Below are 22,818 nucleotides of genomic sequence, written 5' to 3'. Positions count from 1 at the left end.
TTAGGATCTTTAAATTTATGCTTATTAATCCTAAGCCAATTTTATTTAGCGCTGTTCAACCTTCTGGTAATTTAACTATTGGCAATTATATTGGAACAATGCGTCATTGGTCAAGCATGCAAGATAAATATGAATGTTTATATTGTATTGCGGATTTGCATGCTTTAACTACAATTAATAAAAAAAAAATAAAAAATTCAATATTAGACACGTTAGCGTTATATTTAGCATGTGGTGTAGATCCTAATAAAAGCATTATTTTTGTTCAATCACAAGTGCACCAGCACAGTCAACTAAATTGGGTTTTAAGTTGTTTTAGTCAATTTAATGAGCTATCTAGAATGACACAATTTAAAATTAAGAAAACTCAAAATTGTATTAAAAATAGCAATGTTGGTTTATTTAATTATCCTATTTTAATGGCTTCGGATATCTTATTATATCAAACTAATTTTGTTCCAGTAGGAAAAGATCAGAAACAGCATTTAGAATTAACGTGCAATATAGCTAATCGTTTTAATCTTTCATATGGAAATATTTTTACTATACCAAAACCTATTATTAGTCGAAATGGTTCTAAAATTATGTCTTTATTAGATCCTTCAAAAAAAATGTCTAAATCCGATCCGAATAAAAATAATGTTATTTTTTTATTAGAAGAAGTATCTTCTATTTTTTTTAAAATTAAGCATTGTATTACAGATTCAGAAAATCCTCCTAAAATATATTATAATACTCACAAAAAGTCAGGTATTTCAAATTTATTAGAAATTCTTTCTACCATCACTAATAAAGAAATAAAGATTTTAGAAAAAGAATTAAATGGAGTGTTATACAGTGAATTTAAAAATATTGTTTCAGATAATTTATCGAAATTTTTGTTAAATTTACAAAAATCTTATGTTAATTATCGTAATGATGAATTTTTTTTGAATACAATAATTTCAAATGGAGCCATTCAAGCTCGTTTAAAATCTGAAGAAACTTTAAAAAAAGTATATTCTGCTATAGGAATAGATTAATTTTGAAAATTTATTGAGTAAATAAACCAGAAATGCATGCATTCTAGTTTATTTATTATAAAAATATTGATTTTTTAATTGTTTTTTTATTTGTTGATTCCATTCAATTATAAAAACTATTTATTGTTTAAAACGAACATTATTTCTACTATTTATTAAAATAAGTAAAGATAAAAAAAATACTATTCCGTATAATATATTTGAGCATATTAAAGTGTCATATAGCCCTCTTGTATGGACGATAGGACTAGTAACAATAAAAGTTAGTAATGTTCCAATCGTTCCAAAAAATAAAATTATATTTATTAATTTTGCAGATGGTGTTTTTGTTTGCAATGAAGCTAATGTAATAATTATAGTATAAATAGCACTAGAAAAAAAACCTAAGCTAATAATAATGTATTTTATTATCAAATAATTTGAATTATGTATATACACATACATCAGTATTGAAGAAATTCCTGACAAAAAAATAAAAATTCGTTGCAAATTAAAAAATTTTATTATAAAACTAAAACACCACATACCAAGCATATATGACATCCAAAAATTACTCACTAAATTTCCTGTCTTTTTTATATTGATATTCATTATTTCTGTTGCATATTGAGGAACCCATGAAATAAAACTTAATTGACCTAAAATATATAAAAGTGCTGATATAGATAGTAAAATGATATTTAAATTCCATTTTTTAACTTCTTTTATATGATTTACTTTATCTTCTGATATTGGAAATTTTAAATTAATTGATAAAATAAAAATTATAAAATAAATCATTCCGATACATACGTATATCCAGTACCATGAAAATTTGTTTTCTAAAAAATACGCTGCGATAATAGGAAATATCATTCCAGACATACTAAAGAAAGAATCAGTGATTAAAAGTTGTGATCCTCTTTTTGGTCCTGCATACAATGTTGTAATAATAAAAGTACCAATTGACATTGTTATTCCACTAACTAGTCCTAATATAAAAATATTAATAGAGAATAGTAATAAATTTTTAGAAAATATTATTCCTATAATAGAAATTACTGAAAGTATAAATCCATATATTAATTGTTTTTTTAAGGAAATAACATGAATCAGCCAAGAATTTAATATAATTGATATTAATATGCCTGCATTTAAACAAGTAAAAACATTGCTCATTTGAGCGATAGACAAATTAAAATAATTTGCAATATCACCCATGATCATTCCTGTAACTACTATTAATGCACCTGTGAAAGCATATGAAAAAAAACTAATCCATGTAAGTCCTATTTGGTTAATGTTTTTCAATTTTTTTACCTGTTTATATAAATTTTAAAGTATTAAAATTATTTAATATTCTTAGATGTATTATTTATTACAATTATAATTGTATCAAGATGTTAAAATCTAAAATATTTTTTTAAACTAAATACTTTAAGAAATTATTGAGTTATTATTTATTACTAAAATAAGTTTAAATTTAATAAAATATAATGTATATTTTAATTTTATTGATTAAATGTTTTAAATTTTAAAAATCTGTTTTGTATTTTTTAATTGTGTTTATTAGTTTAGTGAATATATTAGGAAATTAAATGATATTAAAAAATACACCAGTTACTAGAGATAGTTTTAATGATTTAATTTTACCTTTTTATAATCCGTCTTTTTTTATTCCAATTAAAGGCGAAGGTAGTCGTATTTGGGATCAAAAAGGAAAAGAATATATTGATTTTGCTGGTGGAATCGCGGTGACATCCTTAGGTCATTGTCATCCTAAACTTAATCAAGTTTTAAATTATCAAAGTAAAAAAATATGGCATACTAGTAATATTTTCACAAATGAGCCAGCTTTAAGACTAGCTAAAAAGCTAGTTTTATCAAGTTTTGCATCTTATGTTTTTTTTGCTAATTCAGGAGCTGAGGCAAATGAAGCAGCATTTAAATTGGCACGTTATTATACTGCTAAAAGATATCATTTAAAAAAAAATAAAATTATTTCGTTTTATAATTCATTTCATGGAAGAACATTATTTACAGTATCTGTAGGTGGAAAATCAAAATATTCTGATTTTTTTGGACCCAAGCCATTAGGGATTCAGCATGCTACATTTAACAAAATTGAAACTGTAAAAAACATTGTGGATAAAAATACTTGTGCAATAGTTTTGGAATTAATTCAAGGTGAAGGCGGCATTATTCCTGCTTTAAAGTCTTTTGTTAAAGATATTCGATTATTATGTGACGAATATAACGCTTTATTAATTTTTGATGAAATACAAACAGGAATTGGTAGAACTGGAAGATTATTTGCATACGAACATTACGGTGTAAAACCTGATATTTTAACAATTGCTAAATCTTTAGGTGGTGGTTTTCCCATTAGCGCAATGTTAACAACTAGTGAAATTCAATCTGTTATTATACCAGGTATTCATGGAACAACATACGGTGGAAATCCTCTTGCATGTGCTATTGCTGAAGCGACAATTGATATTATTAATACAAACAATGTTTTATCTGGTGTTAAAAAAAAATCAGAAAGAATTATATTTGAATTAAATACAATTAATAAACGTTTTAAGTTATTTAAAGAAATAAGGGGTATGGGTTTACTTATTGGTATTGTTTTAAAAGAAAAGTTTGTTGATAAAATAAGTGATATTTTACATGCTTCATTTTTAGAAGGTGTAATTTTGTTAACTGCAGGTAATAATATCATCAGAATGGCGCCTTCATTAATTATTAGTGAAGCTGATATTATTGAAGGTATGAATCGTTTTTATTCTGCTTTAGAAAAAATTTTATAAATATCTTGAATATAGTTAACAATATGGAGGTTTTTCTTTTTTTTGAATAATTGATTAATATATAATTTTATTAATTTATTTTTTTAATAAATTTTTCATGGTATTTTGAATATTTTCTATCTTAATTTGATGTAATAAAACTTTATTTTTTAGATCATGTATATATTTTTTTTGACTACGAACTTTTTTTGTTGTTTTTTTGAATGTTTTTAAATATATTATTTTTCATTTTTGTTATTTTAAAATTTTTTTATTTTCTATTAATGAATAACTTATATAAAATAATTTGATTTTAATAAAGATTATTTAATATAAACTTTTTTAAAAATAGAAATTTATTTAACGGAGAAATAAATGATTTTCTTTCTACTAAAAAGAATTATATTGCTATTTTTATTATTTTACATTCCAAATTCATACGCAGAAATACATTCTACTTCTCAAACGCAATCTTATTTAGAAAATAAAAAAATTTTTAAAAATGAAAATGAAAAAACAGGATATGCTTTAGGAGTTTCCTTAGGTAATTATGTTAATCAATCTTTTTCACATCAACAAAAACTAGGTATTAAATTAGATAAAAATAGTCTTTTATTAGGTATTCAAGATGCTATTTCAAATCACCTACAGTTATCTAATGAAGAAATTTCTAATATTCTTGAAACATTGGAAAAAAAAATTAAAAAAGCAACTAAAATTCAAATTAAAAAAAATGAAAAAGAAAATTTAATTCAAGGTCAACTATACATGAAAAAATTTTCTGAAATTAAAGGTGCACATAAAACCCAAAGTGGTTTAATGTACATTATAGAAAATCCTGGTGAGGGTGAAAAAATTACAGAAAATACAGAAATTACTGTACATTATAAAGGATTTTTAGTTAATGGAGTAGAATTCGATAGTTCATACAATCGTGGAAAACCTGTTATATTTGTATTAAAAGATGTAATATTAGGTTGGCAAGAAGGTTTAAAGTATATTAGAAAAGGTGGAAAAATTAAATTAGTGATACCTCCTGCTTTAGGATATGGGAATACTGGGTTAAATGGAATTCCGGGGAATTCTACTTTAATTTTCGATATAGAATTAATTGATGTAAAAAATAATTAATTGTAATATTAAATATAATATTAAAGATATATAATGAATTATACAGTTTTAGTTACGGGATCTGTGTATGGCACGCAAAATTCTAGTACAGCTTTTTTATTTTGCAAATCATTAATAAAAATGAATCATGTATTAAATAGTATTTTTTTTTATTTTGATGGCGTACTTAATGCTAATTTAATAAATCAAACACCTGTTGATGAATTTAATTTAATTCAAGGTTGGCAGCAACTACATAATAAATATAATGTAAAATTATATGTATGTGCTAGCGCTGCTTTACGAAGGGGTATAGTAGAAAACAATACTATTCCTAATCTGGAACATGGGAATTTAGCCCCTTTTTTTCAATTAAGTGGATTATTAGAATTAGGGCATGCTATACATACCTCGGATCGAATAATACAATTTTAATTGATTTTAATTTAAATATTAGTTCTTATGAAAAAAATCGCTTTTGTTTTTAGTAATGCTCCACATGGTACTACGTTCGGAAAAGAAGGAATAGATGCTGTTTTAGCAACTTCTTCTATTTTAAAAAAAATTACTTTATTTTTTATTGGCGATGGTATTTTTCAATTATTAAAAAGTTATAAACCAGAAAGGATTTTAACTCGTGATTATACTTCTTTATTTTCTATATTATCATTATATGAAATAAAAAATTTTTATTGTTGTAAATTATCTTTACTTGAAAGGGGATTTAATTTTGATACTAAGTTTATATTACAAGTTCATATATTAAATCCATATTTTTTGCGCTTAAAATTAGAGGATCATGATGCAATTATTAATTTTTAAGGTAAATTTTTTATGTTACATACTTTAATGCAATCTCCTTATAAAACTAACATATCTCTTCTTATAAGTGTATTGAAAAAAAAAGATGATTTTTTAGCTTTACAAGATGGTGTTTTAATTGCTTTAACTAATAATATTTTCTTAGAGAGTATAATGTTTACTTCGGCAAATTTGTATCTTATCAAAGAAGATGTTTACGCTAGAGGAATTATTAACAATATCTCTAGTGATTTTATGTTGATTAGTTATATGCATTTTGTTTCATTAACACTTAAAAATAAAATACAGATGACTTGGTAAGTGTGCTTAGTGATTTTAGTTTATACATCCAGTCCTGAACTTCTACATTATAATATAATCTCAATTTTTTATTATGTTAAAATCAATCATAGAATTAATTACAAATAATAGGAACTTACATGGCCACAGTTAACCAATTGGTCCGAAAACCTCGTTCACGAAAGGTAATCAAAACAAATGTTCCTGCTTTATCAAATAGTCCCCAAAAAAGAGGAGTTTGTACTCGGGTTTATACAACTACCCCTAAAAAACCTAACTCAGCATTACGTAAAGTTTGTCGTGTAAGGTTAACTAATGGTTTCGAAGTTACAGCGTATATAGGTGGGGAAGGTCACAATCTACAAGAACATTCTGTTATTTTAATACGTGGTGGAAGAGTTAAGGATTTACCAGGCGTTAGATATCATGTTATTAGAGGTTCTTTAGATTGTGCAGGTGTTAAAGATCGAAAGAAAGGTCGATCTAAATATGGAGTTAAAAAAACAAAAGTATAATTGCTTAAACAAGATAACAGGAGTGTTTATGCCTCGTCGTCGTATTATCACTGCTCGAAAAATTTTACCAGATCCAAAATTTTCTTCAGAATTATTAGCGAAATTTATTAATATTTTAATGATAGATGGTAAAAAATCTATTGCCGAAGTAATTGTTTATACTGCTCTTAAAAATTTATCAAAACGAACAGAAAAAAAAGAGTTAGAAGCTTTTGAAAATGCTTTAGAAAACGTTCGTCCAACTGTAGAAGTTAAATCACGTCGAGTCGGAGGATCAACATATCAAGTGCCTGTTGAAGTGCGCCCAATACGTCGAAATGCATTAGCTATGCGATGGATTATAGATTCAGCTCGTAAAAGAGCTGATAAGTCTATGGCTTTGCGTTTATCGAATGAATTGTTTGATGCACTAGATAATAAAGGTGCTTCTGTGAAAAAAAGAGAGGAAGTACATCGAATGGCGGAAGCAAATAAAGCATTTGCCCATTATCGTTGGTAATCATTTTTTATAATTTTTATAGTTGATATTTAACAAGTATTTTAATTTTATTTAATAATAACTTTCAAAAAAAACTAAAAGTAAAATTTATTATGTCTCGTACAACACCTATTTTTCGATATCGAAATATTGGAATTAGTGCTCATATAGATGCAGGTAAAACCACTACCACAGAAAGAATTCTTTTTTATACTGGAATTAATCATAAAATTGGTGAAGTACATGATGGAGCCGCAACAATGGACTGGATGGCTCAAGAGCAAGAAAGGGGAATTACAATAACATCTGCTGCTACTACTGCTTTTTGGAGTGGTATGGGTAAACAGTTTGAATCTCATAGAATCAATATTATTGATACCCCTGGACATGTAGATTTTACTATAGAAGTAGAACGTTCCATGCGAGTCTTAGATGGCGCGGTCATGGTGTATTGTGCAGTAGGTGGTGTTCAACCTCAATCGGAAACTGTTTGGAGACAGGCAAATAAGTATAATGTACCTCGTATAGCTTTTATCAACAAAATGGATCGTATGGGTGCAAATTTTTTAAAAGTTGTAAAACAAATTAAAACACGATTGGGAGGAAACCCTGTTCCCCTGCAATTACCAATTGGTTCAGAAGAGCATTTTAAAGGTGTGATAGATTTAATTAAAATGAAAGCAATTGAATGGCAAGATTTTGATCAAGGCATTACTTTTACTTATAAAGATATTCCAAAAGAAATGCTTGAATTATCTGAAAAATGGAATCAAAATTTAATTGAATCAGCTGTTGAATCTAATGAAAATCTTATGGAAAAATATTTGAATGGAGAACAATTATCTGAACGAGAAATAAAATTAGAATTACGAAAACGTTCTTTAAATAATGAAATTACACTGATCACTTGTGGTTCTGCTTTTAAAAATAAAGGAGTACAGGCATTATTAGATGCAATAGTTGAATATTTGCCTGCTCCTAACGATATTCAAGATATCAAAGGTATTTCAAATGACGAAACAAATCTTCCAGCTATTAGGTTGTCAGATGATCATGCTCCATTTTCAGCTTTAGCATTCAAAATTGCTAATGATCCATTTGTAGGGAATTTAACGTTTTTTAGAGTATATTCTGGAATAGTCAAATCAGGAGATACTGTTTTTAATTCTGTTAAATCTCAACGTGAAAGATTTGGTAGAATTGTTCAAATGCATGCAAATAAAAGAGAAGAAATAAAAGAAGTATACGCAGGTGATATAGCAGCAGCTATTGGTTTAAAAGATGTAACTACTGGCGATACGCTCTGTGATTTGAATAATCCTATTATATTAGAACGTATGGATTTTCCGGAACCAGTGATATCAATTTCAGTTGAACCTAAAACAAAAGCTGATCAAGAAAAAATGGGTTTAGCGTTAAGTAGACTAGCTAAAGAAGATCCTTCTTTTAGAGTTTATACTGACCAAGAATCGAATCAAACGATTATTTCTGGCATGGGTGAACTTCATTTAGAGATTATTGTTGACCGAATGAAGCGAGAATTTAGTGTAGATGCTAATATTGGTAAACCACAAGTAGCATATCGAGAAACAATCTTAAATAAAGTTACTGATATTGAAGGAAAACATATTAAGCAATCAGGTGGTAGGGGTCAATATGGTCATGTTGTTATAGAATTATTTCCATTAGAACCAGGAGGTTTAGGATATTCTTTTATTAATGACATTAAAGGCGGGGTAATACCTAACGAATATATTTCAGCAATTGATAAAGGTATTCAAGAGCAATTAAAATACGGTCCTTTAGCAGGTTATCCCGTTGTAGATATAGGAGTTCGACTGTATTTTGGATCATATCATGATGTGGATTCTTCAGAGCTAGCATTTAAGATTGCTGCTTCTTTAGCATTTAAAAATGGATTTAAGCAAGCTAAACCTATTCTATTAGAACCTATTATGAAAGTGGAAGTAGAAACACCGGATGAATATATGGGTGATGTAATTGGTGATTTAAATCGTCGTAGAGGTATTATTGAAGGTATGAAAGATTTATCTATAGGGAAAATTATTAATGCTTGCGTACCTTTATCTGAAATGTTTGGTTATGCAACTGACTTGCGATCTCAAACACAAGGTAGAGCTTCTTATTGTATGGAATTTTTAAAATATGTAGAAGCACCATCTAGTATTTCTGAATTAATTATTCAAAAAAATAATTAATTATACTTAAAACATTTCGATGATTAAAAATTTTGAAGGATAAAATAATGTCAAAAGAAAAATTTCAACGTTTAAAACCTCATATTAATGTTGGAACCATTGGTCATGTAGATCATGGGAAAACAACTTTAACTGCAGCAATAACCACTGTGTTATCAAAAAAATATGGAGGTTCAGCGCGTGCTTTTGACCAAATCGATAACGCTCCAGAAGAAAAAGCAAGGGGTATTACCATTAATACCTCTCATGTAGAATATGATACTGAATTAAGACATTATGCTCATGTAGATTGTCCAGGTCATGCTGATTATATTAAAAACATGATTACTGGAGCGGCTCAAATGGATGGTGCTATTTTAGTGGTTGCAGCTACTGATGGGCCTATGCCTCAAACACGTGAACATATCCTATTAGGAAGACAGGTCGGCGTTCCATATATTGTAGTGTTTTTAAATAAATGCGATATGGTAGACGATGAAGAGTTATTAGAATTGGTGGAAATGGAAGTACGTGATTTATTAACTCAATATGATTTTCCAGGAGATGACACTCCAATCATTCGAGGATCTGCATTAAAAGCGCTAGAGGGTGATCCTAAATGGGAATCGAAAATACTAGAATTATCTAAATTTTTAGATAGTTATATTCCAGAGCCAAAAAGAGCTATTGATCAACCTTTTTTGCTTCCTATAGAAGATGTTTTTTCCATATCAGGAAGAGGCACAGTTGTTACAGGAAGAGTTGAAAAAGGAATTGTGAAAGTTGGTGAAGAAGTAGAAATTGTAGGTATTAAAAAAACAACTAAAACTATCTGCACTGGTGTTGAGATGTTTAGAAAATTATTAGATGAAGGTCGTGCCGGAGAAAATGTAGGTGTTTTACTTCGAGGTACAAAACGTGATGAAATTGAGAGAGGCCAAGTTTTAGCAAAACCTGGTAGTATTCATCCACATACAACATTTGAATCTGAAGTATATGTTTTATCCAAAGAAGAAGGTGGGCGACATACTCCTTTTTTCAAAGGATATCGTCCTCAATTTTATTTTCGAACTACTGATGTAACTGGCTCTATTGAACTACCTGAAGGTGTTGAAATGGTTATGCCAGGAGATAACATAAAAATGAATGTTACTTTAATTCATCCTATTGCTATGGCGGATGGTTTGCGATTTGCAATACGTGAAGGTGGTAGAACTGTTGGTGCTGGAGTAGTTTCGAAAGTATTAGTTTAATATTAACATTTTAACATTTATACTGTACTTAGTTGATTTTATTAAGAAAAGAGTATACAATGCTCTTTTCTTGGTATGTAAATTGTTTTGTTTTTTTTTGAGTAACATAACTTAAAAAAATTAAAAATATTTTTATATTTCAAATATTTTAAAATACTCCTAATATAGGAGTTATAGAAGTTATTAATTACATCCAATCTCTAATTAAGAGAGAGGGTAAAATTTTTATTTAATAAAATTGGAGTTCTGGTATAATGCAGAACCAAAGAATTCGTATTCGATTAAAAGCATTTGATCACAGATTAATTGATCAATCAACTACAGAAATTGTTGAAACAGCAAAAAGGACTGGCGCACAAGTTCGCGGACCTATCCCACTTCCTACCCGTAAAGAACGGTTTACTATTTTAATTTCTCCTCATGTTAATAAAGATGCACGTGATCAATATGAAATTCGTACACATAAAAGATTAATTGATATAGTAGAACCGACTGAAAAAACTGTCGATGCTTTAATGCGACTTGATCTTGCTGCCGGTGTAGACGTGCAAATTAGTTTAGGTTAATCAGATAGAATAAGGTTTTTAACATGATTGGTTTAATTGGAAAAAAACTTGGTATGACTCGAATTTTTACCAAGGAAGGATACTCAATTCCAGTTACTGTAATTGAGTTTCAAGAAAATCGAATCACGCAGATAAAAAATATAAAAAATGATGGATATTTTGCCATTCAAACTACAACAGGTATAAAAAAATTAAATAAACTTAAAAAACCACAATCAGGTCATTTTTTAAAAGCAGGTGTAATTCCTGGTCGTGGTCTATGGGAGTTTAAAATAAATTCAAATGAACATTTTAAATTAGGACAAATTATTAAAGTTAATATTTTTAATAATGTTAAAAAAGTAGATATCACAGGTACTTCTAAAGGAAAAGGTTTTTCTGGAACTGTCAAACGTTGGAACTTTCGTACTCAAGATGCAACACATGGAAATTCGTTATCTCATAGAGCTCCAGGGTCTATTGGTCAAAATCAAACGCCTGGTAGAGTGTTCAAGGGAAAAAAAATGGCAGGACAATTAGGGAATAAACGTGTTACAGTGCAAAATTTAAATATAATACGAATTGATGAAAATCGTAATCTACTGTTAGTAAAAGGTGCGGTTCCAGGACCTACAGGTAGTGATCTTATTGTTAAACCAGCTATTAAGATTTGAGGAATAAGGAATTAAGCATGGAATTAGTAGTTAAAGACGTGCAAAACCTTCTTAGTGTTTCTGAAATCATTTTTGCCCGAGATTTTAATGAAGCTCTAATTCATCAAGTGGTTGTTGCTTATTCAGCGTCTACTCGTCAAGGTACGAGAGCACAAAAAAGTCGTGCTGATGTTTCTGGTTCAGGTAGAAAACCGTGGCGACAAAAAGGAACTGGACGTGCTCGCGCAGGTTCTTTCAGAAGTCCGATTTGGCGTTCAGGAGGAGTTACATTTGCTGCAAAACCTCAAGCACATTCTCAAAAAATTAATAAAAAAATGTATCGCGGTGCATTAAAAAGTATTTTTTCAGAATTAATACGTCAAAAAAGATTAATTATTTTTAAAAATTTTTCATTAACATCACCGAGAACAAAATTATTAGTTGATAAATTAAAAGAAATAAATTTAAGCAATGTTTTTATTATAACTAATAAATTAGATAAAAATTTAATTCTCGCTTCTCGAAATTTATATTCAGTGGATGTAAAAGATGTATATTCTATAGATCCAGTGAGTTTGATTTCTTTTAACTACGTCTTAGTTACTGTTGAAGCGTTAAAAAAAATAGAGGAAATACTTTCATGATTTCTGAAGAGCGTTTATTAAAAATATTACTCTCTCCGCATATATCTGAAAAATCATCTATATTAATGGAAAAGTTTAATACTGTTGTGTTAAAAGTTTTAAAAAACTCTACTAAATATGAAATTAAATCTGCTGTACAAAAGTTATTTAATATACAAGTGAAAAGTGTAAAAACGGTATGTATCCAAGGAAAAAAAAAGCGTCAATCTAATCGTATTGTTGTTCGAAGTAATTGGAAAAAGGCGTATATTAAAGTAAAAAAAGGTCAAAATTTAGATTTTATGAGTAATGTAGAGTAGTCAGAGGATAAAAAATGGCAATTGTTAAATGTAAGCCAACATCCCCAGGTCGACGTCATGTAATTAAAGTTGTCAATAAAGAATTATATAAAGGCAACCCATATTCTTCACTTATTACCAAAAAAAGTAAAACTGGAGGTCGTAATAATAACGGAAGAATTACAACTCGACACATTGGAGGGGGGCATAAAAGAGCATATCGTATTATAGATTTTAAAAGAAATAAAGATAATATAGACGCTATAATAGAAAGATTTGAATACGATCCTAATCGCTCTTCTAATATTGCTTTAATATTATATAAAGATGGAACAAGAAGTTACATTTTAGCTCCTAAAGGTTTAAAAATAGGTGATACAATTACATCAGGAGTAAATGTGCCTATTAAAACAGGAAATACTTTGCCAATTAAAAATATTCCTATTGGTTCTTTTATTCACAATGTAGAAATGAAACCAGGAAAAGGAGGTCAAATTTCCAGATCTGCAGGAAGTTACGTTCAATTAGTAGCACGTGATAAAGATTATGCAACTTTAAGATTACGATCTGGTGAAATGAGAAAAATTGCATCTAATTGTAGAGGGACAATAGGCGAAGTAGGAAATGCAGAGCATATGTTAAAAGTTTTAGGTAAAGCTGGTGCTTCACGATGGTTTGGAATTCGCCCAACAGTACGAGGTACTGCTATGAACCCGGTAGATCATCCTCATGGAGGTGGTGAAGGACGAAATTTCGGAAAACATCCAGTCACTCCTTGGGGTGTTCAAACAAAAGGAAAAAAAACTCGGAGAAATAAACGCACTGAACAATTTATTTTACGTCATCGTCATAAATAACTTTAGAGAATCATTTTATGCCACGTTCCTTGAAAAAAGGCCCTTTTATTGATGTTAGCTTATTAAAAAAAGTAGAAAAAGCAGTAAAATTAAATGATAAAAAACCTTTAAAAACTTGGTCTAGACGTTCTACAGTATTTCCAAATATGGTTGGTTTAACAATATCTGTCCATAATGGTCGGAATCATATTCCAATTTTTATTACTGAAGAAATGGTTGGACATAAATTAGGTGAATTTTCTCTTACTCGTACCTATAGAGGACATACTGCAGATAAAAAAGTAAAAAAACGTTAGAATTAAGAGGGATAAATGGAAACTTTAGCTCAATATCGTAAAGCTCGATCTTCTGCTCAAAAAATTCGTTTAATAGCAGATTTAATTCGTGGTAAAAAAGTACCTCAAGCATTAAATATATTAAATTTTAATAATAAGAAAGCAGCGGTTTTAGTAAAAAAAGTACTAGAATCAGCCATAGCAAATGCAGAGCATAATAATGGCATTGATATTGATCAATTAAAAGTTAAAAATATATTTGTAGATGAAGGTTCTACAATGAAAAGGATGATGCCTCGTGCTAAAGGTCGGGCGGATCGTATTTTAAAACGTACTAGTCATATTACTGTCATTGTTTCTGATTGTTAATGTTTTGGAGAAATAAGTAATGGGTCAAAAAGTCCATCCTAATGGCATGCGATTGGGTATAATTAAAAAATGGAATTCAGTGTGGTTTTCAAATACTAAAGATTTTGCAGATCATTTAGATAGTGATTATAAAGTTCGTCAATTTTTAATGAAAGAGCTTGTTAAAGCGTCAGTTTCTCGTATTATTATCGAAAGACCTGCTAAAAGTATTCGTGTTACTATTCATACTGCTAGGCCTGGTATTGTGATAGGAAAAAAGGGTGAAGATGTTGAAAAATTAAGAGTTATTATTGCCAAGATAACTGGTGTTCCAGCTCAAATAAATATTTCTGAAGTTAGAAAACCTGAATTAGATGCAAAACTTGTTTCAGACAGTATTACTTCGCAATTAGAACGAAGAGTTATGTTTCGAAGAGCTATGAAAAGATCTGTTCAAAACGCTATGAGACAAGGAGCAAAAGGAATTAAGGTGGAAGTAAGTGGTAGACTAGGTGGTGCTGAAATAGCTCGAAGAGAATGGTATAGAGAAGGAAGGGTGCCATTACATACTCTTCGCGCAAACATTGACTATAGTGTTGCAGAAGCTCATACAACATATGGTGTAATCGGTGTAAAAGTTTGGATTTTTAAAGGTGAAATATTAGGTGGAATGTCTGCTATTGAACAATTAGAAAAAAAACCATCTATGCAATCTAAAAAGCAACATCGTAAAAATCGAAAGTAGGAGAATCTGCTCATGTTGCAACCAAAACGAACTAAATTTCGCAAAATGCACAAAGGTCGAAATCGAGGGCTTGCTCTTGGTACTAATGTCGACTTTGGTATTTTTGGGTTAAAAGCTATTGATCGCGGACGTTTAACAGCAAGACAAATTGAATCTGCACGGAGAGCTATAACACGTTTTATTAAAAGACAAGGAAAAATTTGGATACGTATTTTTCCTGATAAACCTATTACTCAAAAACCATTAGAAGTTAGAATGGGTAAAGGTAAGGGAAATGTTGAATATTGGGTTGCTTTAGTTCAACCTGGTAAAATTCTTTATGAAATAGATGGAGTGTCTGAAGAAGAGTCTCGAAAAGCATTTAAATTAGCAGCATCAAAATTACCCATTAAAACTACTTTTGTAACTAAAATGGTGATGTAATGAAGGAATTATGTAAATTTCGAAAAAAAAATTATCAAGATCTTAATATAGAGCTTTTACAATTATTAAGAGAGCAATTTAATTTGCGTATGCAATCTGTATCTGGAAAATTAAAACAATCACATTTGTTGAGAAAAGTGAGGCGCAATATTGCACAAGTAAAAACGATATTAACAGAAAAGGAGCGTATCAAATAATGGAAAAAATTCGCACTTTACAAGGTCGTGTTATTAGCAATAAAATGCAAAAATCAGCTGTTGTTTCAATTGAGCGCTTTGTAAAACATGAAATTTATAAGAAATTTGTAAAAAAAACTACAAAATTTCATATTCACGATGAAAACAATGAATGTTCTATAGGTGATTTAATAGAAATTCGAGAATCTAGACCAATCTCAAAAACCAAATCTTGGGTTTTAGTTCGAATTATTGAAAAAAATATTTTTTAAAACATGTTAAAACATGATCAAACCTAGGTCTGCTCATGTTTTCTACTAAAAAATCAATAGTTTTATAGTATATAATAATTTTATTTGGAACAATCAAATATGATTCAAGAGCAAACTATTTTAAATGTAGCTGATAATTCCGGGGCTCGTGCAGCAATGTGCATTAAAGTATTAGGCGGTTCGCGTCGTCGTTATGCTAGGATTGGTGATATAATCAAAATTACTGTAAAGGAAGCAATACCTAGAGGAAAAGTAAAAAAAGGAGAAGTATTGAAAGCGGTAGTTGTTAGAACAAAAAAAGGAGTAAGAAGATCTGATGGATCCAGTATTCGTTTTGATAGTAATGCTTGTGTTATTTTAAACAATAATGAACAACCTATAGGAACGAGAATTTTTGGTCCTGTAACTCGTGAATTAAGAAACGAAAAATTTATGAAAATTATTTCATTAGCTCCTGAAGTTTTATAATAAAAATTAAAGGAATATAAAATGGCATTAAAATTACGTCAAAATGATGAAGTAGTTATCTTAACGGGCAAAGAAAAAGGGAAAAAAGGTTTTATTAAAAGTATTTTATCTTCTAATAAAGTAATTATTCAAGGTTTAAATTTAGTTAAAAAACATCAGAAGCCCGTGCCTTCTCAAAATAAAAATGGTGGTATTCTTGAAAAAGAAGCGCCTATTCATATTTCCAATGTTGCTATTTTAAATCCAGAATCTCAAAAGTCAGATCGTGTTGGTTTTAGATTCGAAGAAGGAAAGAAAGTACGTTTTTTCAAGTCTAATGGTAAAACGATTAAAAAATAATTATGATATTTTTTTTGGAGTGATTAATGGCAAAATTACATAGTTATTATATAACAAAAGTAGTTAAAAAACTTATGATAAAATTAAATTACAATTCTATTATGCAAGTGCCACGAATTGATAAAATTGTTTTAAATATGGGAGTTGGATCTGCAGCTGCTGATAAAAAAGTTTTAGATAATGCTATTTTAGATTTAACTGCAATATCCGGTCAGAAACCAATAATTACTAAAGCAAGAAAATCTGTAGCTGGTTTTAAAATTAGAAAAGGTTATCCTATCGGTTGTAAAGTAACATTGCGTGGTAAAAGAAAATGGGATTTTTTTGAGCGTCTTATTACTATAGCAATTCCTCGTATTAGAGATTTTAGAGGTTTGTCAATTAGTTCTTTTGATGGTCAAGGAAATTATAGTTTAGGGATACGAGAACAAATTATTTTTCCTGAAATTGATTATGATAAAATTGATCGTGTTCGTGGATTAGATGTAACTATTACTACCACTGCAAAATCAAATCATGAAGGTCATTTGTTATTATCTGCATTTAATTTTCCTTTCCGTAAATAATATAAATTATTATAATTTAAGGCAATTTAATGGCTAAACAATCAATAAAAGCGCGTGAAGTGAAACGTATAAAATTAGCTAATAAATTTTATACTCAACGTATGACACTTAAAAATATTATTAATAATATTCAACTTTCAGAAGAAGAACGTTGGAATGCTGTTCTTAAATTACAAGTTTTTCCGCGAGATTCAAGTCCATCTCGACAAAGAAATAGATGTCGTCAAACAGGTCGTCCGCATGCTTTTTTACGAAAATTTGGTCTGAGTCGTATTAAAGTTAGAGAGGCGGCTATGAAAGGTGAAATTCCTGGTTTAAAAAAAGCCAGTTGGTAATTTTTTGGGAGTTTAAAATGAGCATGCAAGATCCGGTAGCTGATATGTTGACACGTATTAGAAATGGTCAGTCAGCTAATAAATATTCTGTTAAAATACCTGCTTCGAAATTAAAATATTCTATAATAAAATTATTAAAAAAAGAAGGTTATATTAATAATTATAATCTACAAGGTACAAATAAATTAGAACTAGAAGTAATTTTGAAATATTTTAAAGGAAAATCTGTAATAGAAAAAATTCATCGGGTAAGTCGTCCAAGTTTAAGAATATATAAAAAAAAGAATGATTTACCAAAAGTTATGGCTGGTTTAGGAATTGCAGTAATTTCTACTTCTCAAGGCATAATGACAGATCATATGGCTCGAAAACTTGGTCTTGGTGGCGAAATTATATGTTATGTAGCTTAAAGGAGAGCAAATGTCTCGTATTGCTAAACGTCCAATTTCTATCCCTAAAGATATTAAAGTTGAATTGGATTCTCAATTAATATCTATTCAAGGAAAATATGGTCATCTTCAACGTATTATTCATCATTCTGTTGAAGTGAAATGTTCAAAAGATACAATTATTTTTTCAGCGCGTTTAGGTTTTTCTGATGGTTGGGCGCAAGCTGGTACATCAAGAGCTCTTGTTTTTTCAATGATTAAAGGAGTTTCAGAACAGTTTAGTAAAAAATTGCAGTTTTCTGGGGTAGGTTATCGTGTTTCAATAACGAAAAATAATATGATTAATATGTCTTTAGGGTATTCTCATCCTATTTTATATCCTCTACCTTCCAATATTGAAGTAGAACATTTGTCGCCTACAGAGATTGTTATTAAAGGAGTAGATAAACAGTTAGTTGGTCAGGTGGCAGCTAATTTAAGATCTTATCGAAAACCTGAACCTTATAAAGGAAAAGGTATTCGATATTCAGATGAGAATGTGCGTGTAAAAGAGGCTAAAAAAAAGTAAAATGATTATTTCTAAAAATTCTAAAATGAATTCTCGAATGCGTCGATTAAAGAAATCACGTTGCCAGATGAAAGCGTTAGGAGTTACTCGTTTAGTTGTACATCGAACTTCTCGTCATATATATGCTCAAATAATTTCTTCTGAATCAAAAGTTTTAGTTTGCGCATCAACTCTAGAAAATCAAATTAAATCTCGTTTAACATATACTGGTAATAAAAAAGCTTCAGAAATAATTGGTGAAATTATTGCTAAGAGAGCTTTGTTAAAAAAAATTTCTAACGTTTCATTTGATCGTTCTGGTTTTAAATATCATGGTCGTATAAAAGTATTAGCAGATTCTGCTCGAAATTTTGGATTGAAGTTTTAAGGTGAAAATATAGAATGGCTAACATTGATAAAAAAAATAATAATGAGTTACAGGAAAAATTAATTACTGTTAATCGTGTTTCAAAAACAGTGAAAGGTGGTCGTATTTTTTCATTTACAGCTTTAACAGTAGTAGGTAATGGAAATGGACGCGTTGGTTTTGGATATGGCAAAGCCCGTGAAGTTCCAGCGGCCATTCAAAAAGCTATGGAAAAAGCAAGACGAAATATGATTACTATACCGTTAGTTGATAAAACCTTACAACATCCTTTAGCAGGATCGTATACTGGATCTAACGTATTTATGAAACCAGCTTCAGACGGTACTGGAATTATTGCTGGCGGTGCTATGCGTGCAGTTTTAGAAGTTGCTGGTGTACATAATGTACTAGCGAAAACATATGGATCAACAAACCCTATAAATGTAGTTCGCGCAACTATGAATGGTTTAATTAATATGAGATCCCCAGAAATGATAGCAGCTAAAAGAAATAAATCTATTGAATATATATTAAGAGGATAAATTCTAATTAATGAAAACTATTAAAATTACTCAAGTAAAAAGTTCAATAGGAAGAATTCCTAAACACAAAAAAACACTATCTGGTTTAGGGTTACGTTATATTGGTCATACTGTCATTCTGAACGACACTCCTTCAATTCGAGGAATGATTAAAAAAGTATCATATATTTTAAAAATACAAGAGAAATAATTTATGTATTTAAATAATTTATCTCCATCATCTGGATCTAAAAAAAACAAAAAAAGATTAGGTCGTGGAATTGGTTCTGGGTTTGGAAAAACAGCTGGTCGAGGGCATAAAGGTCAAAAATCTAGATCGGGTGGCAGTATAAATCGTGGTTTTGAAGGCGGGCAAATGCCTTTATATAGAAGGTTGCCGAAATTTGGATTTAAATCTAGAAAAAAAAATAATACTGCTGAAGTAAGGTTATTTCAAATTTCAGAATTATCAACTAATATCATTAGTTTGCAAACTTTAAAAGAACAAAACATTGTTAATAAAAATATCAAATATGTAAAAATTATTCTTTCAGGAGAAATCAAAGTTCCTTTAATATTACGTGGTTTACGTGTTACTCAAGGTGTTCGTACAGCAATCGAAAACTATGGCGGTAAAATTGAAGGATGATTAGTAGATTGGAAATGAATTTTAAAAATTCTCAAAAAAATATTAATGAACTTAAAAACAGAATTATTTTTGTAATAATTTCATTAATTATTTTTCGTATTGGTTCTTTTATTCCTATACCTGGAATTAATACTACAATATTATCTAGAATATTAAATAATCAAAAAGGTACTATTTTTGAAATGTTTAATATGTTTTCTGGTGGAGCTCTTAATCGTGCTTCTATTTTTGCATTGGGTATTATGCCTTATATATCCGCTTCTATTATTATTCAGTTATTAACTTTAGTAGTTCCTTTTTTGTCTGAAATAAAAAAAGAGGGAGAGTCTGGTCGATACAAAATTAATCAATATACAAGATATGCTACGTTAATATTAGCCTTTTTTCAGTCTATTGGTATAGTTACAGGCCTGTCTAATATATCTAGTATACGACCAATTATAGTTCATACAGATTTTTATTTTTATTTTACAGCTATTATTATTTTAGTAACTGGTACAATGTTTCTAATGTGGTTAGGTGAATTAATTACAGAATGTGGTATTGGAAATGGTATTTCTATTATAATTTTTACAGGTATAATAGCAGGTCTTCCTTCTGCTATTTTACATACTATCGAAGAAACTAGGCAAGGTCATTTGCATTTGTTGTTATTTTTTTCTGTTTTAATATTAATTTTTTTAGTTGTTTTTTTAGTGGTTTTTATAGAACGAAGTCAAAGAAAAATTATTGTGCATTATGCTCAACGTCAACAAGGTCGTCGTGTTTATTCGGCTCAAAGTACTCATTTACCTTTAAAAATAAATATGTCTGGTGTTATACCGGCAATCTTTGCTTCAAGTGTTGTTTTATTTCCTGCCACTATTATATCTTGGTTTGGGGTAGATAAAAAATATACTTTTTTCAAAAGTGTTTTGTTTTATTTTCAGCCCAATCATCCTTTGTATTTAGTATTGTACATAACATCTATTATTTTCTTTTGTTTTTTTTATACTGGATTAGTTTTTAATCCTCGTGAAACTGCGGATAATTTAAAAAAATCAGGTGCATTTATTTCGGGCATTAGACCAGGTGAACAAACAGCTAAATATATAAATAAAATTATGTTGCGCTTAACATTATTTGGTTCTTTATATATTACGTTTATTTGTTTAGTTCCTGAATTTATGCGAAGTGCTATGAATGTTCCATTTTATTTTGGTGGTACTTCATTATTAATTGTAGTTGTAGTTATTATGGATTTTATCACTCAAATTCAAACTTTAATGATGTCTAGTAAATATGAGTCTATATTGAAAAAAGCAAAGTTAAATTAATAAAAAATTTTTAATATTTAAGGATGTTTTTAATGAAAGTAAAAGCTTCTGTTAAAATACTTTGTCGAAGTTGCAAAATTATACGACGTAATAATGTCGTAAGAGTTATTTGTAGTAATGATCCAAAACATAAACAACGTCAAGGTTAAATCTAAATAAAAATAAAATATTTTATTAATATTCGTAATATATTTTTGATAAATTACATTAATTTATTTTAATAAATTTTAAGGATTATGAAAACATGGCACGTATTGCAGGTATTAATATCCCTGAAAATAAACATACTATAATTGCATTAACAGCAATATATGGAATTGGAAAAAAATTATCTAAAATAATTTGTATGAATTCAAATATTCCAGAAACTATGAAAATTATAGATTTAAAAGAATCTGATATTGAATTATTAAGAGAGAATGTTGCTAAATATATTGTTGAAGGTGATTTAAGAAGAGAAAAAACTTTAAATATTAAACGTTTAATAGATCTTAATTGTTATCGTGGTGTACGTCATCGGAAAAATCTTCCAGTTCATGGGCAACGAACTAAAACAAATGCTCGTACGTGTAAAGGCCCTAGAAAAGTAATTAAAAAATAATTTAGGTAATCTCAATTATGGTAAAGAATTCAGTTGTTCGCACACGAAAGCGTATAAAAAAACAAATAACAGATGCGATAGCACATATACATGCTTCTTTTAATAATACAATTGTAACTATTACAGATCGTCAAGGTAATTCTTTAGGTTGGGCGACTTCTGGAGGTTCTGGTTTTAGAGGTTCTAGAAAATCCACTCCTTTTGCGGCACAAATTGCAGCTGAGCGATGTGCTGAAATAGTTAAAGATTATGGTATAAAAAATTTAGAAGTTATGGTTAAAGGTCCTGGTCCAGGCAGAGAATCGACTATTAGAGCTTTAAACGCTGCCGGATTCCGTATTACAAATATTACTGATGTTACACCAATCCCTCATAATGGTTGCCGTCCTCCTAAAAAGCGTCGTGTTTAAATTTTAGGAATTATTGGAGAAAAAAATGGCAAAATATTTAGGTCCTAAATTAAAATTAAGTCGACGTGAAGGAACTGATTTATTTTTAAAATCCGGATTTCGATCAATAGAATCAAAATGTAAATTAGAGCATCCTCCTGGACAACACGGTGTTCGAAAACCTAGACTGTCTGATTATGCGATTCAATTACGTGAAAAACAAAAAGTACGTCGTCTCTACGGTGTATTAGAAAGACAATTTAGAATATATTATAAAAAAGCTTCTCGATTAAAAGGAAATACTGGAGAAAATTTATTGCAAATTTTGGAAAGAAGGCTTGATAATGTCGTATATCGTATGGGATTCGGTTGTACACGTGCTGAATCAAGACAATTAATCAGTCATAAATCTATTACAGTTAATAATCATATTGTTAATATTGGATCGTATCAGGTTTCTCCTAATGATCATATATCTATTAGAGATAGATCAAAAAATCAATCTCGAATAAAAGCTGCTTTAGAACTAGCTGAACAACGAGAAAAACCAATTTGGATTGAAGTAGATCCGATTAAAATGGAAGGAATTTTCAAACGTTTTCCTGAACGATCAGATTTATCTGCAGAAATTAACGAACATTTAATCATCGAACTTTATTCTAAGTAA

General features: G+C 29.1%; 37 protein-coding genes. 36 read left to right on the top strand and 1 reads right to left on the bottom strand.

Annotated features, from left to right (window positions below; translation table 11 throughout):
- Positions 1 to 17: 17 nt before the first annotated feature.
- Positions 18 to 1,022, top strand: coding sequence for a tryptophan--tRNA ligase (gene trpS / locus RJT32_RS02690; RefSeq protein WP_343154197.1), 1,005 nt, complete (start codon positions 18 to 20; stop codon positions 1,020 to 1,022).
- 120 nt (positions 1,023 to 1,142) lie between these two features.
- Here the strand turns inward: trpS and tsgA are convergent, their stop codons facing one another.
- Positions 1,143 to 2,312, bottom strand: coding sequence for an MFS transporter TsgA (tsgA, locus tag RJT32_RS02685; RefSeq protein WP_343154196.1), 1,170 nt, complete (start codon positions 2,310 to 2,312; stop codon positions 1,143 to 1,145).
- Between the two features lie 287 nt (positions 2,313 to 2,599).
- Here tsgA and RJT32_RS02680 point away from each other — a divergent pair, with 287 nt between their 5' ends.
- From RJT32_RS02680 to rpsD, 35 genes are all read left to right on the top strand, one after another.
- On the top strand, positions 2,600 to 3,814 hold the full coding sequence (locus tag RJT32_RS02680) for an aspartate aminotransferase family protein (RefSeq protein ID WP_343154195.1): 1,215 nt from the start codon (positions 2,600 to 2,602) through the stop codon (positions 3,812 to 3,814).
- 354 nt (positions 3,815 to 4,168) lie between these two features.
- Entirely contained in the window at positions 4,169 to 4,924 is a 756-nt protein-coding gene (gene fkpA, locus RJT32_RS02675; protein ID WP_343154194.1) for an FKBP-type peptidyl-prolyl cis-trans isomerase, read from the top strand.
- Between the two features lie 33 nt (positions 4,925 to 4,957).
- Complete coding sequence (tusD, locus tag RJT32_RS02670) at positions 4,958 to 5,338, top strand: sulfurtransferase complex subunit TusD (protein WP_343154193.1); 381 nt, start codon at positions 4,958 to 4,960, stop codon at positions 5,336 to 5,338.
- Between the two features lie 27 nt (positions 5,339 to 5,365).
- Positions 5,366 to 5,725, top strand: a complete 360-nt coding sequence (gene tusC, locus RJT32_RS02665) for a sulfurtransferase complex subunit TusC (RefSeq protein WP_343154192.1) — start codon at positions 5,366 to 5,368, stop codon at positions 5,723 to 5,725.
- A gap of 12 nt (positions 5,726 to 5,737) precedes the next feature.
- A complete protein-coding gene (gene tusB / locus RJT32_RS02660; RefSeq protein WP_343154191.1) occupies positions 5,738 to 6,025 on the top strand; it encodes a sulfurtransferase complex subunit TusB in 288 nt (95 codons plus the stop codon).
- Between the two features lie 119 nt (positions 6,026 to 6,144).
- Entirely contained in the window at positions 6,145 to 6,519 is a 375-nt protein-coding gene (gene rpsL / locus RJT32_RS02655) for a 30S ribosomal protein S12 (RefSeq protein ID WP_343154190.1), read from the top strand.
- 28 nt (positions 6,520 to 6,547) lie between these two features.
- Positions 6,548 to 7,018 carry a 30S ribosomal protein S7 gene (gene rpsG, locus RJT32_RS02650; RefSeq protein ID WP_343154539.1) on the top strand — a complete coding sequence of 157 codons (471 nt, stop codon included), beginning with the start codon at positions 6,548 to 6,550 and terminating at the stop codon, positions 7,016 to 7,018.
- A 92-nt stretch (positions 7,019 to 7,110) separates the two neighbouring features.
- Positions 7,111 to 9,216, top strand: a complete 2,106-nt coding sequence (gene fusA / locus RJT32_RS02645; protein WP_343154189.1) for an elongation factor G — start codon at positions 7,111 to 7,113, stop codon at positions 9,214 to 9,216.
- Between the two features lie 47 nt (positions 9,217 to 9,263).
- On the top strand, positions 9,264 to 10,448 hold the full coding sequence (gene tuf, locus RJT32_RS02640; RefSeq protein ID WP_343154188.1) for an elongation factor Tu: 1,185 nt from the start codon (positions 9,264 to 9,266) through the stop codon (positions 10,446 to 10,448).
- A gap of 254 nt (positions 10,449 to 10,702) precedes the next feature.
- The gene (rpsJ, locus tag RJT32_RS02635) at positions 10,703 to 11,014 is read left to right on the top strand and encodes a 30S ribosomal protein S10 (protein ID WP_053940444.1); all 312 of its coding nucleotides are present in this window, start codon (positions 10,703 to 10,705) and stop codon (positions 11,012 to 11,014) included.
- Between the two features lie 23 nt (positions 11,015 to 11,037).
- On the top strand, positions 11,038 to 11,667 hold the full coding sequence (rplC, locus tag RJT32_RS02630; RefSeq protein ID WP_343154187.1) for a 50S ribosomal protein L3: 630 nt from the start codon (positions 11,038 to 11,040) through the stop codon (positions 11,665 to 11,667).
- A 17-nt stretch (positions 11,668 to 11,684) separates the two neighbouring features.
- A complete protein-coding gene (gene rplD / locus RJT32_RS02625) occupies positions 11,685 to 12,290 on the top strand; it encodes a 50S ribosomal protein L4 (protein ID WP_343154186.1) in 606 nt (201 codons plus the stop codon).
- Complete coding sequence (rplW, locus tag RJT32_RS02620) at positions 12,287 to 12,589, top strand: 50S ribosomal protein L23 (RefSeq protein ID WP_343154185.1); 303 nt, start codon at positions 12,287 to 12,289, stop codon at positions 12,587 to 12,589. The genes rplD and rplW overlap by 4 nt, the downstream gene beginning before the upstream one ends.
- 14 nt (positions 12,590 to 12,603) lie before the next feature.
- Positions 12,604 to 13,425 (top strand): 50S ribosomal protein L2, encoded by an 822-nt coding sequence (gene rplB, locus RJT32_RS02615; RefSeq protein WP_343154184.1) that lies wholly within the window; start codon positions 12,604 to 12,606, stop codon positions 13,423 to 13,425.
- 17 nt (positions 13,426 to 13,442) lie between these two features.
- A complete protein-coding gene (gene rpsS / locus RJT32_RS02610) occupies positions 13,443 to 13,721 on the top strand; it encodes a 30S ribosomal protein S19 (protein WP_158340250.1) in 279 nt (92 codons plus the stop codon).
- 15 nt (positions 13,722 to 13,736) lie between these two features.
- A complete protein-coding gene (rplV, locus tag RJT32_RS02605) occupies positions 13,737 to 14,069 on the top strand; it encodes a 50S ribosomal protein L22 (RefSeq protein WP_343154183.1) in 333 nt (110 codons plus the stop codon).
- Between the two features lie 19 nt (positions 14,070 to 14,088).
- The gene (gene rpsC, locus RJT32_RS02600) at positions 14,089 to 14,793 is read left to right on the top strand and encodes a 30S ribosomal protein S3 (protein WP_343154182.1); all 705 of its coding nucleotides are present in this window, start codon (positions 14,089 to 14,091) and stop codon (positions 14,791 to 14,793) included.
- A gap of 12 nt (positions 14,794 to 14,805) precedes the next feature.
- Positions 14,806 to 15,216, top strand: coding sequence for a 50S ribosomal protein L16 (gene rplP, locus RJT32_RS02595; protein WP_343154181.1), 411 nt, complete (start codon positions 14,806 to 14,808; stop codon positions 15,214 to 15,216).
- Positions 15,216 to 15,413: a 50S ribosomal protein L29 gene (gene rpmC / locus RJT32_RS02590; protein WP_343154180.1), complete on the top strand. Its 198-nt coding sequence runs from the start codon at positions 15,216 to 15,218 to the stop codon at positions 15,411 to 15,413. The genes rplP and rpmC overlap by 1 nt, the downstream gene beginning before the upstream one ends.
- Positions 15,410 to 15,664, top strand: a complete 255-nt coding sequence (gene rpsQ / locus RJT32_RS02585; RefSeq protein ID WP_343154538.1) for a 30S ribosomal protein S17 — start codon at positions 15,410 to 15,412, stop codon at positions 15,662 to 15,664. The genes rpmC and rpsQ overlap by 4 nt, the downstream gene beginning before the upstream one ends.
- 99 nt (positions 15,665 to 15,763) lie before the next feature.
- Positions 15,764 to 16,132, top strand: a complete 369-nt coding sequence (rplN, locus tag RJT32_RS02580; protein WP_343154179.1) for a 50S ribosomal protein L14 — start codon at positions 15,764 to 15,766, stop codon at positions 16,130 to 16,132.
- Between the two features lie 21 nt (positions 16,133 to 16,153).
- The gene (rplX, locus tag RJT32_RS02575; protein WP_343154178.1) at positions 16,154 to 16,471 is read left to right on the top strand and encodes a 50S ribosomal protein L24; all 318 of its coding nucleotides are present in this window, start codon (positions 16,154 to 16,156) and stop codon (positions 16,469 to 16,471) included.
- Positions 16,472 to 16,497: 26 nt separating this feature from the next.
- Positions 16,498 to 17,037: a 50S ribosomal protein L5 gene (rplE, locus tag RJT32_RS02570; RefSeq protein ID WP_343154177.1), complete on the top strand. Its 540-nt coding sequence runs from the start codon at positions 16,498 to 16,500 to the stop codon at positions 17,035 to 17,037.
- Between the two features lie 29 nt (positions 17,038 to 17,066).
- Positions 17,067 to 17,372 carry a 30S ribosomal protein S14 gene (rpsN, locus tag RJT32_RS02565; RefSeq protein ID WP_343154176.1) on the top strand — a complete coding sequence of 102 codons (306 nt, stop codon included), beginning with the start codon at positions 17,067 to 17,069 and terminating at the stop codon, positions 17,370 to 17,372.
- A 17-nt stretch (positions 17,373 to 17,389) separates the two neighbouring features.
- Positions 17,390 to 17,782 carry a 30S ribosomal protein S8 gene (gene rpsH, locus RJT32_RS02560; RefSeq protein WP_343154175.1) on the top strand — a complete coding sequence of 131 codons (393 nt, stop codon included), beginning with the start codon at positions 17,390 to 17,392 and terminating at the stop codon, positions 17,780 to 17,782.
- A 10-nt stretch (positions 17,783 to 17,792) separates the two neighbouring features.
- A complete protein-coding gene (rplF, locus tag RJT32_RS02555) occupies positions 17,793 to 18,329 on the top strand; it encodes a 50S ribosomal protein L6 (protein WP_343154174.1) in 537 nt (178 codons plus the stop codon).
- Between the two features lies 1 nt (position 18,330).
- The gene (gene rplR / locus RJT32_RS02550; protein ID WP_343154173.1) at positions 18,331 to 18,696 is read left to right on the top strand and encodes a 50S ribosomal protein L18; all 366 of its coding nucleotides are present in this window, start codon (positions 18,331 to 18,333) and stop codon (positions 18,694 to 18,696) included.
- Between the two features lie 14 nt (positions 18,697 to 18,710).
- Positions 18,711 to 19,217, top strand: coding sequence for a 30S ribosomal protein S5 (gene rpsE / locus RJT32_RS02545; protein WP_343154172.1), 507 nt, complete (start codon positions 18,711 to 18,713; stop codon positions 19,215 to 19,217).
- Positions 19,218 to 19,227: 10 nt separating this feature from the next.
- On the top strand, positions 19,228 to 19,407 hold the full coding sequence (gene rpmD / locus RJT32_RS02540) for a 50S ribosomal protein L30 (RefSeq protein WP_343154171.1): 180 nt from the start codon (positions 19,228 to 19,230) through the stop codon (positions 19,405 to 19,407).
- Positions 19,408 to 19,410: 3 nt separating this feature from the next.
- Complete coding sequence (gene rplO / locus RJT32_RS02535) at positions 19,411 to 19,845, top strand: 50S ribosomal protein L15 (RefSeq protein WP_343154170.1); 435 nt, start codon at positions 19,411 to 19,413, stop codon at positions 19,843 to 19,845.
- Positions 19,842 to 21,161 carry a preprotein translocase subunit SecY gene (secY, locus tag RJT32_RS02530; protein ID WP_343154169.1) on the top strand — a complete coding sequence of 440 codons (1,320 nt, stop codon included), beginning with the start codon at positions 19,842 to 19,844 and terminating at the stop codon, positions 21,159 to 21,161. Before rplO ends, secY begins: the two co-directional genes overlap by 4 nt.
- A gap of 32 nt (positions 21,162 to 21,193) precedes the next feature.
- On the top strand, positions 21,194 to 21,310 hold the full coding sequence (rpmJ, locus tag RJT32_RS02525) for a 50S ribosomal protein L36 (protein WP_343154168.1): 117 nt from the start codon (positions 21,194 to 21,196) through the stop codon (positions 21,308 to 21,310).
- Between the two features lie 95 nt (positions 21,311 to 21,405).
- Positions 21,406 to 21,762, top strand: a complete 357-nt coding sequence (rpsM, locus tag RJT32_RS02520) for a 30S ribosomal protein S13 (protein WP_343154167.1) — start codon at positions 21,406 to 21,408, stop codon at positions 21,760 to 21,762.
- Between the two features lie 17 nt (positions 21,763 to 21,779).
- A complete protein-coding gene (gene rpsK, locus RJT32_RS02515; RefSeq protein WP_343154166.1) occupies positions 21,780 to 22,172 on the top strand; it encodes a 30S ribosomal protein S11 in 393 nt (130 codons plus the stop codon).
- A gap of 25 nt (positions 22,173 to 22,197) precedes the next feature.
- Positions 22,198 to 22,818 (top strand): 30S ribosomal protein S4, encoded by a 621-nt coding sequence (gene rpsD / locus RJT32_RS02510; protein WP_343154165.1) that lies wholly within the window; start codon positions 22,198 to 22,200, stop codon positions 22,816 to 22,818.

Origin of the sequence: Buchnera aphidicola (Aphis aurantii), from assembly GCF_039388985.1 — a bacterium.
GTDB lineage: Bacteria > Pseudomonadota > Gammaproteobacteria > Enterobacterales > Enterobacteriaceae > Buchnera > Buchnera aphidicola_BL.
Note: the sequence above shows the minus strand (reverse complement) of the source record. Positions and strands in the feature narration are given on the sequence as shown.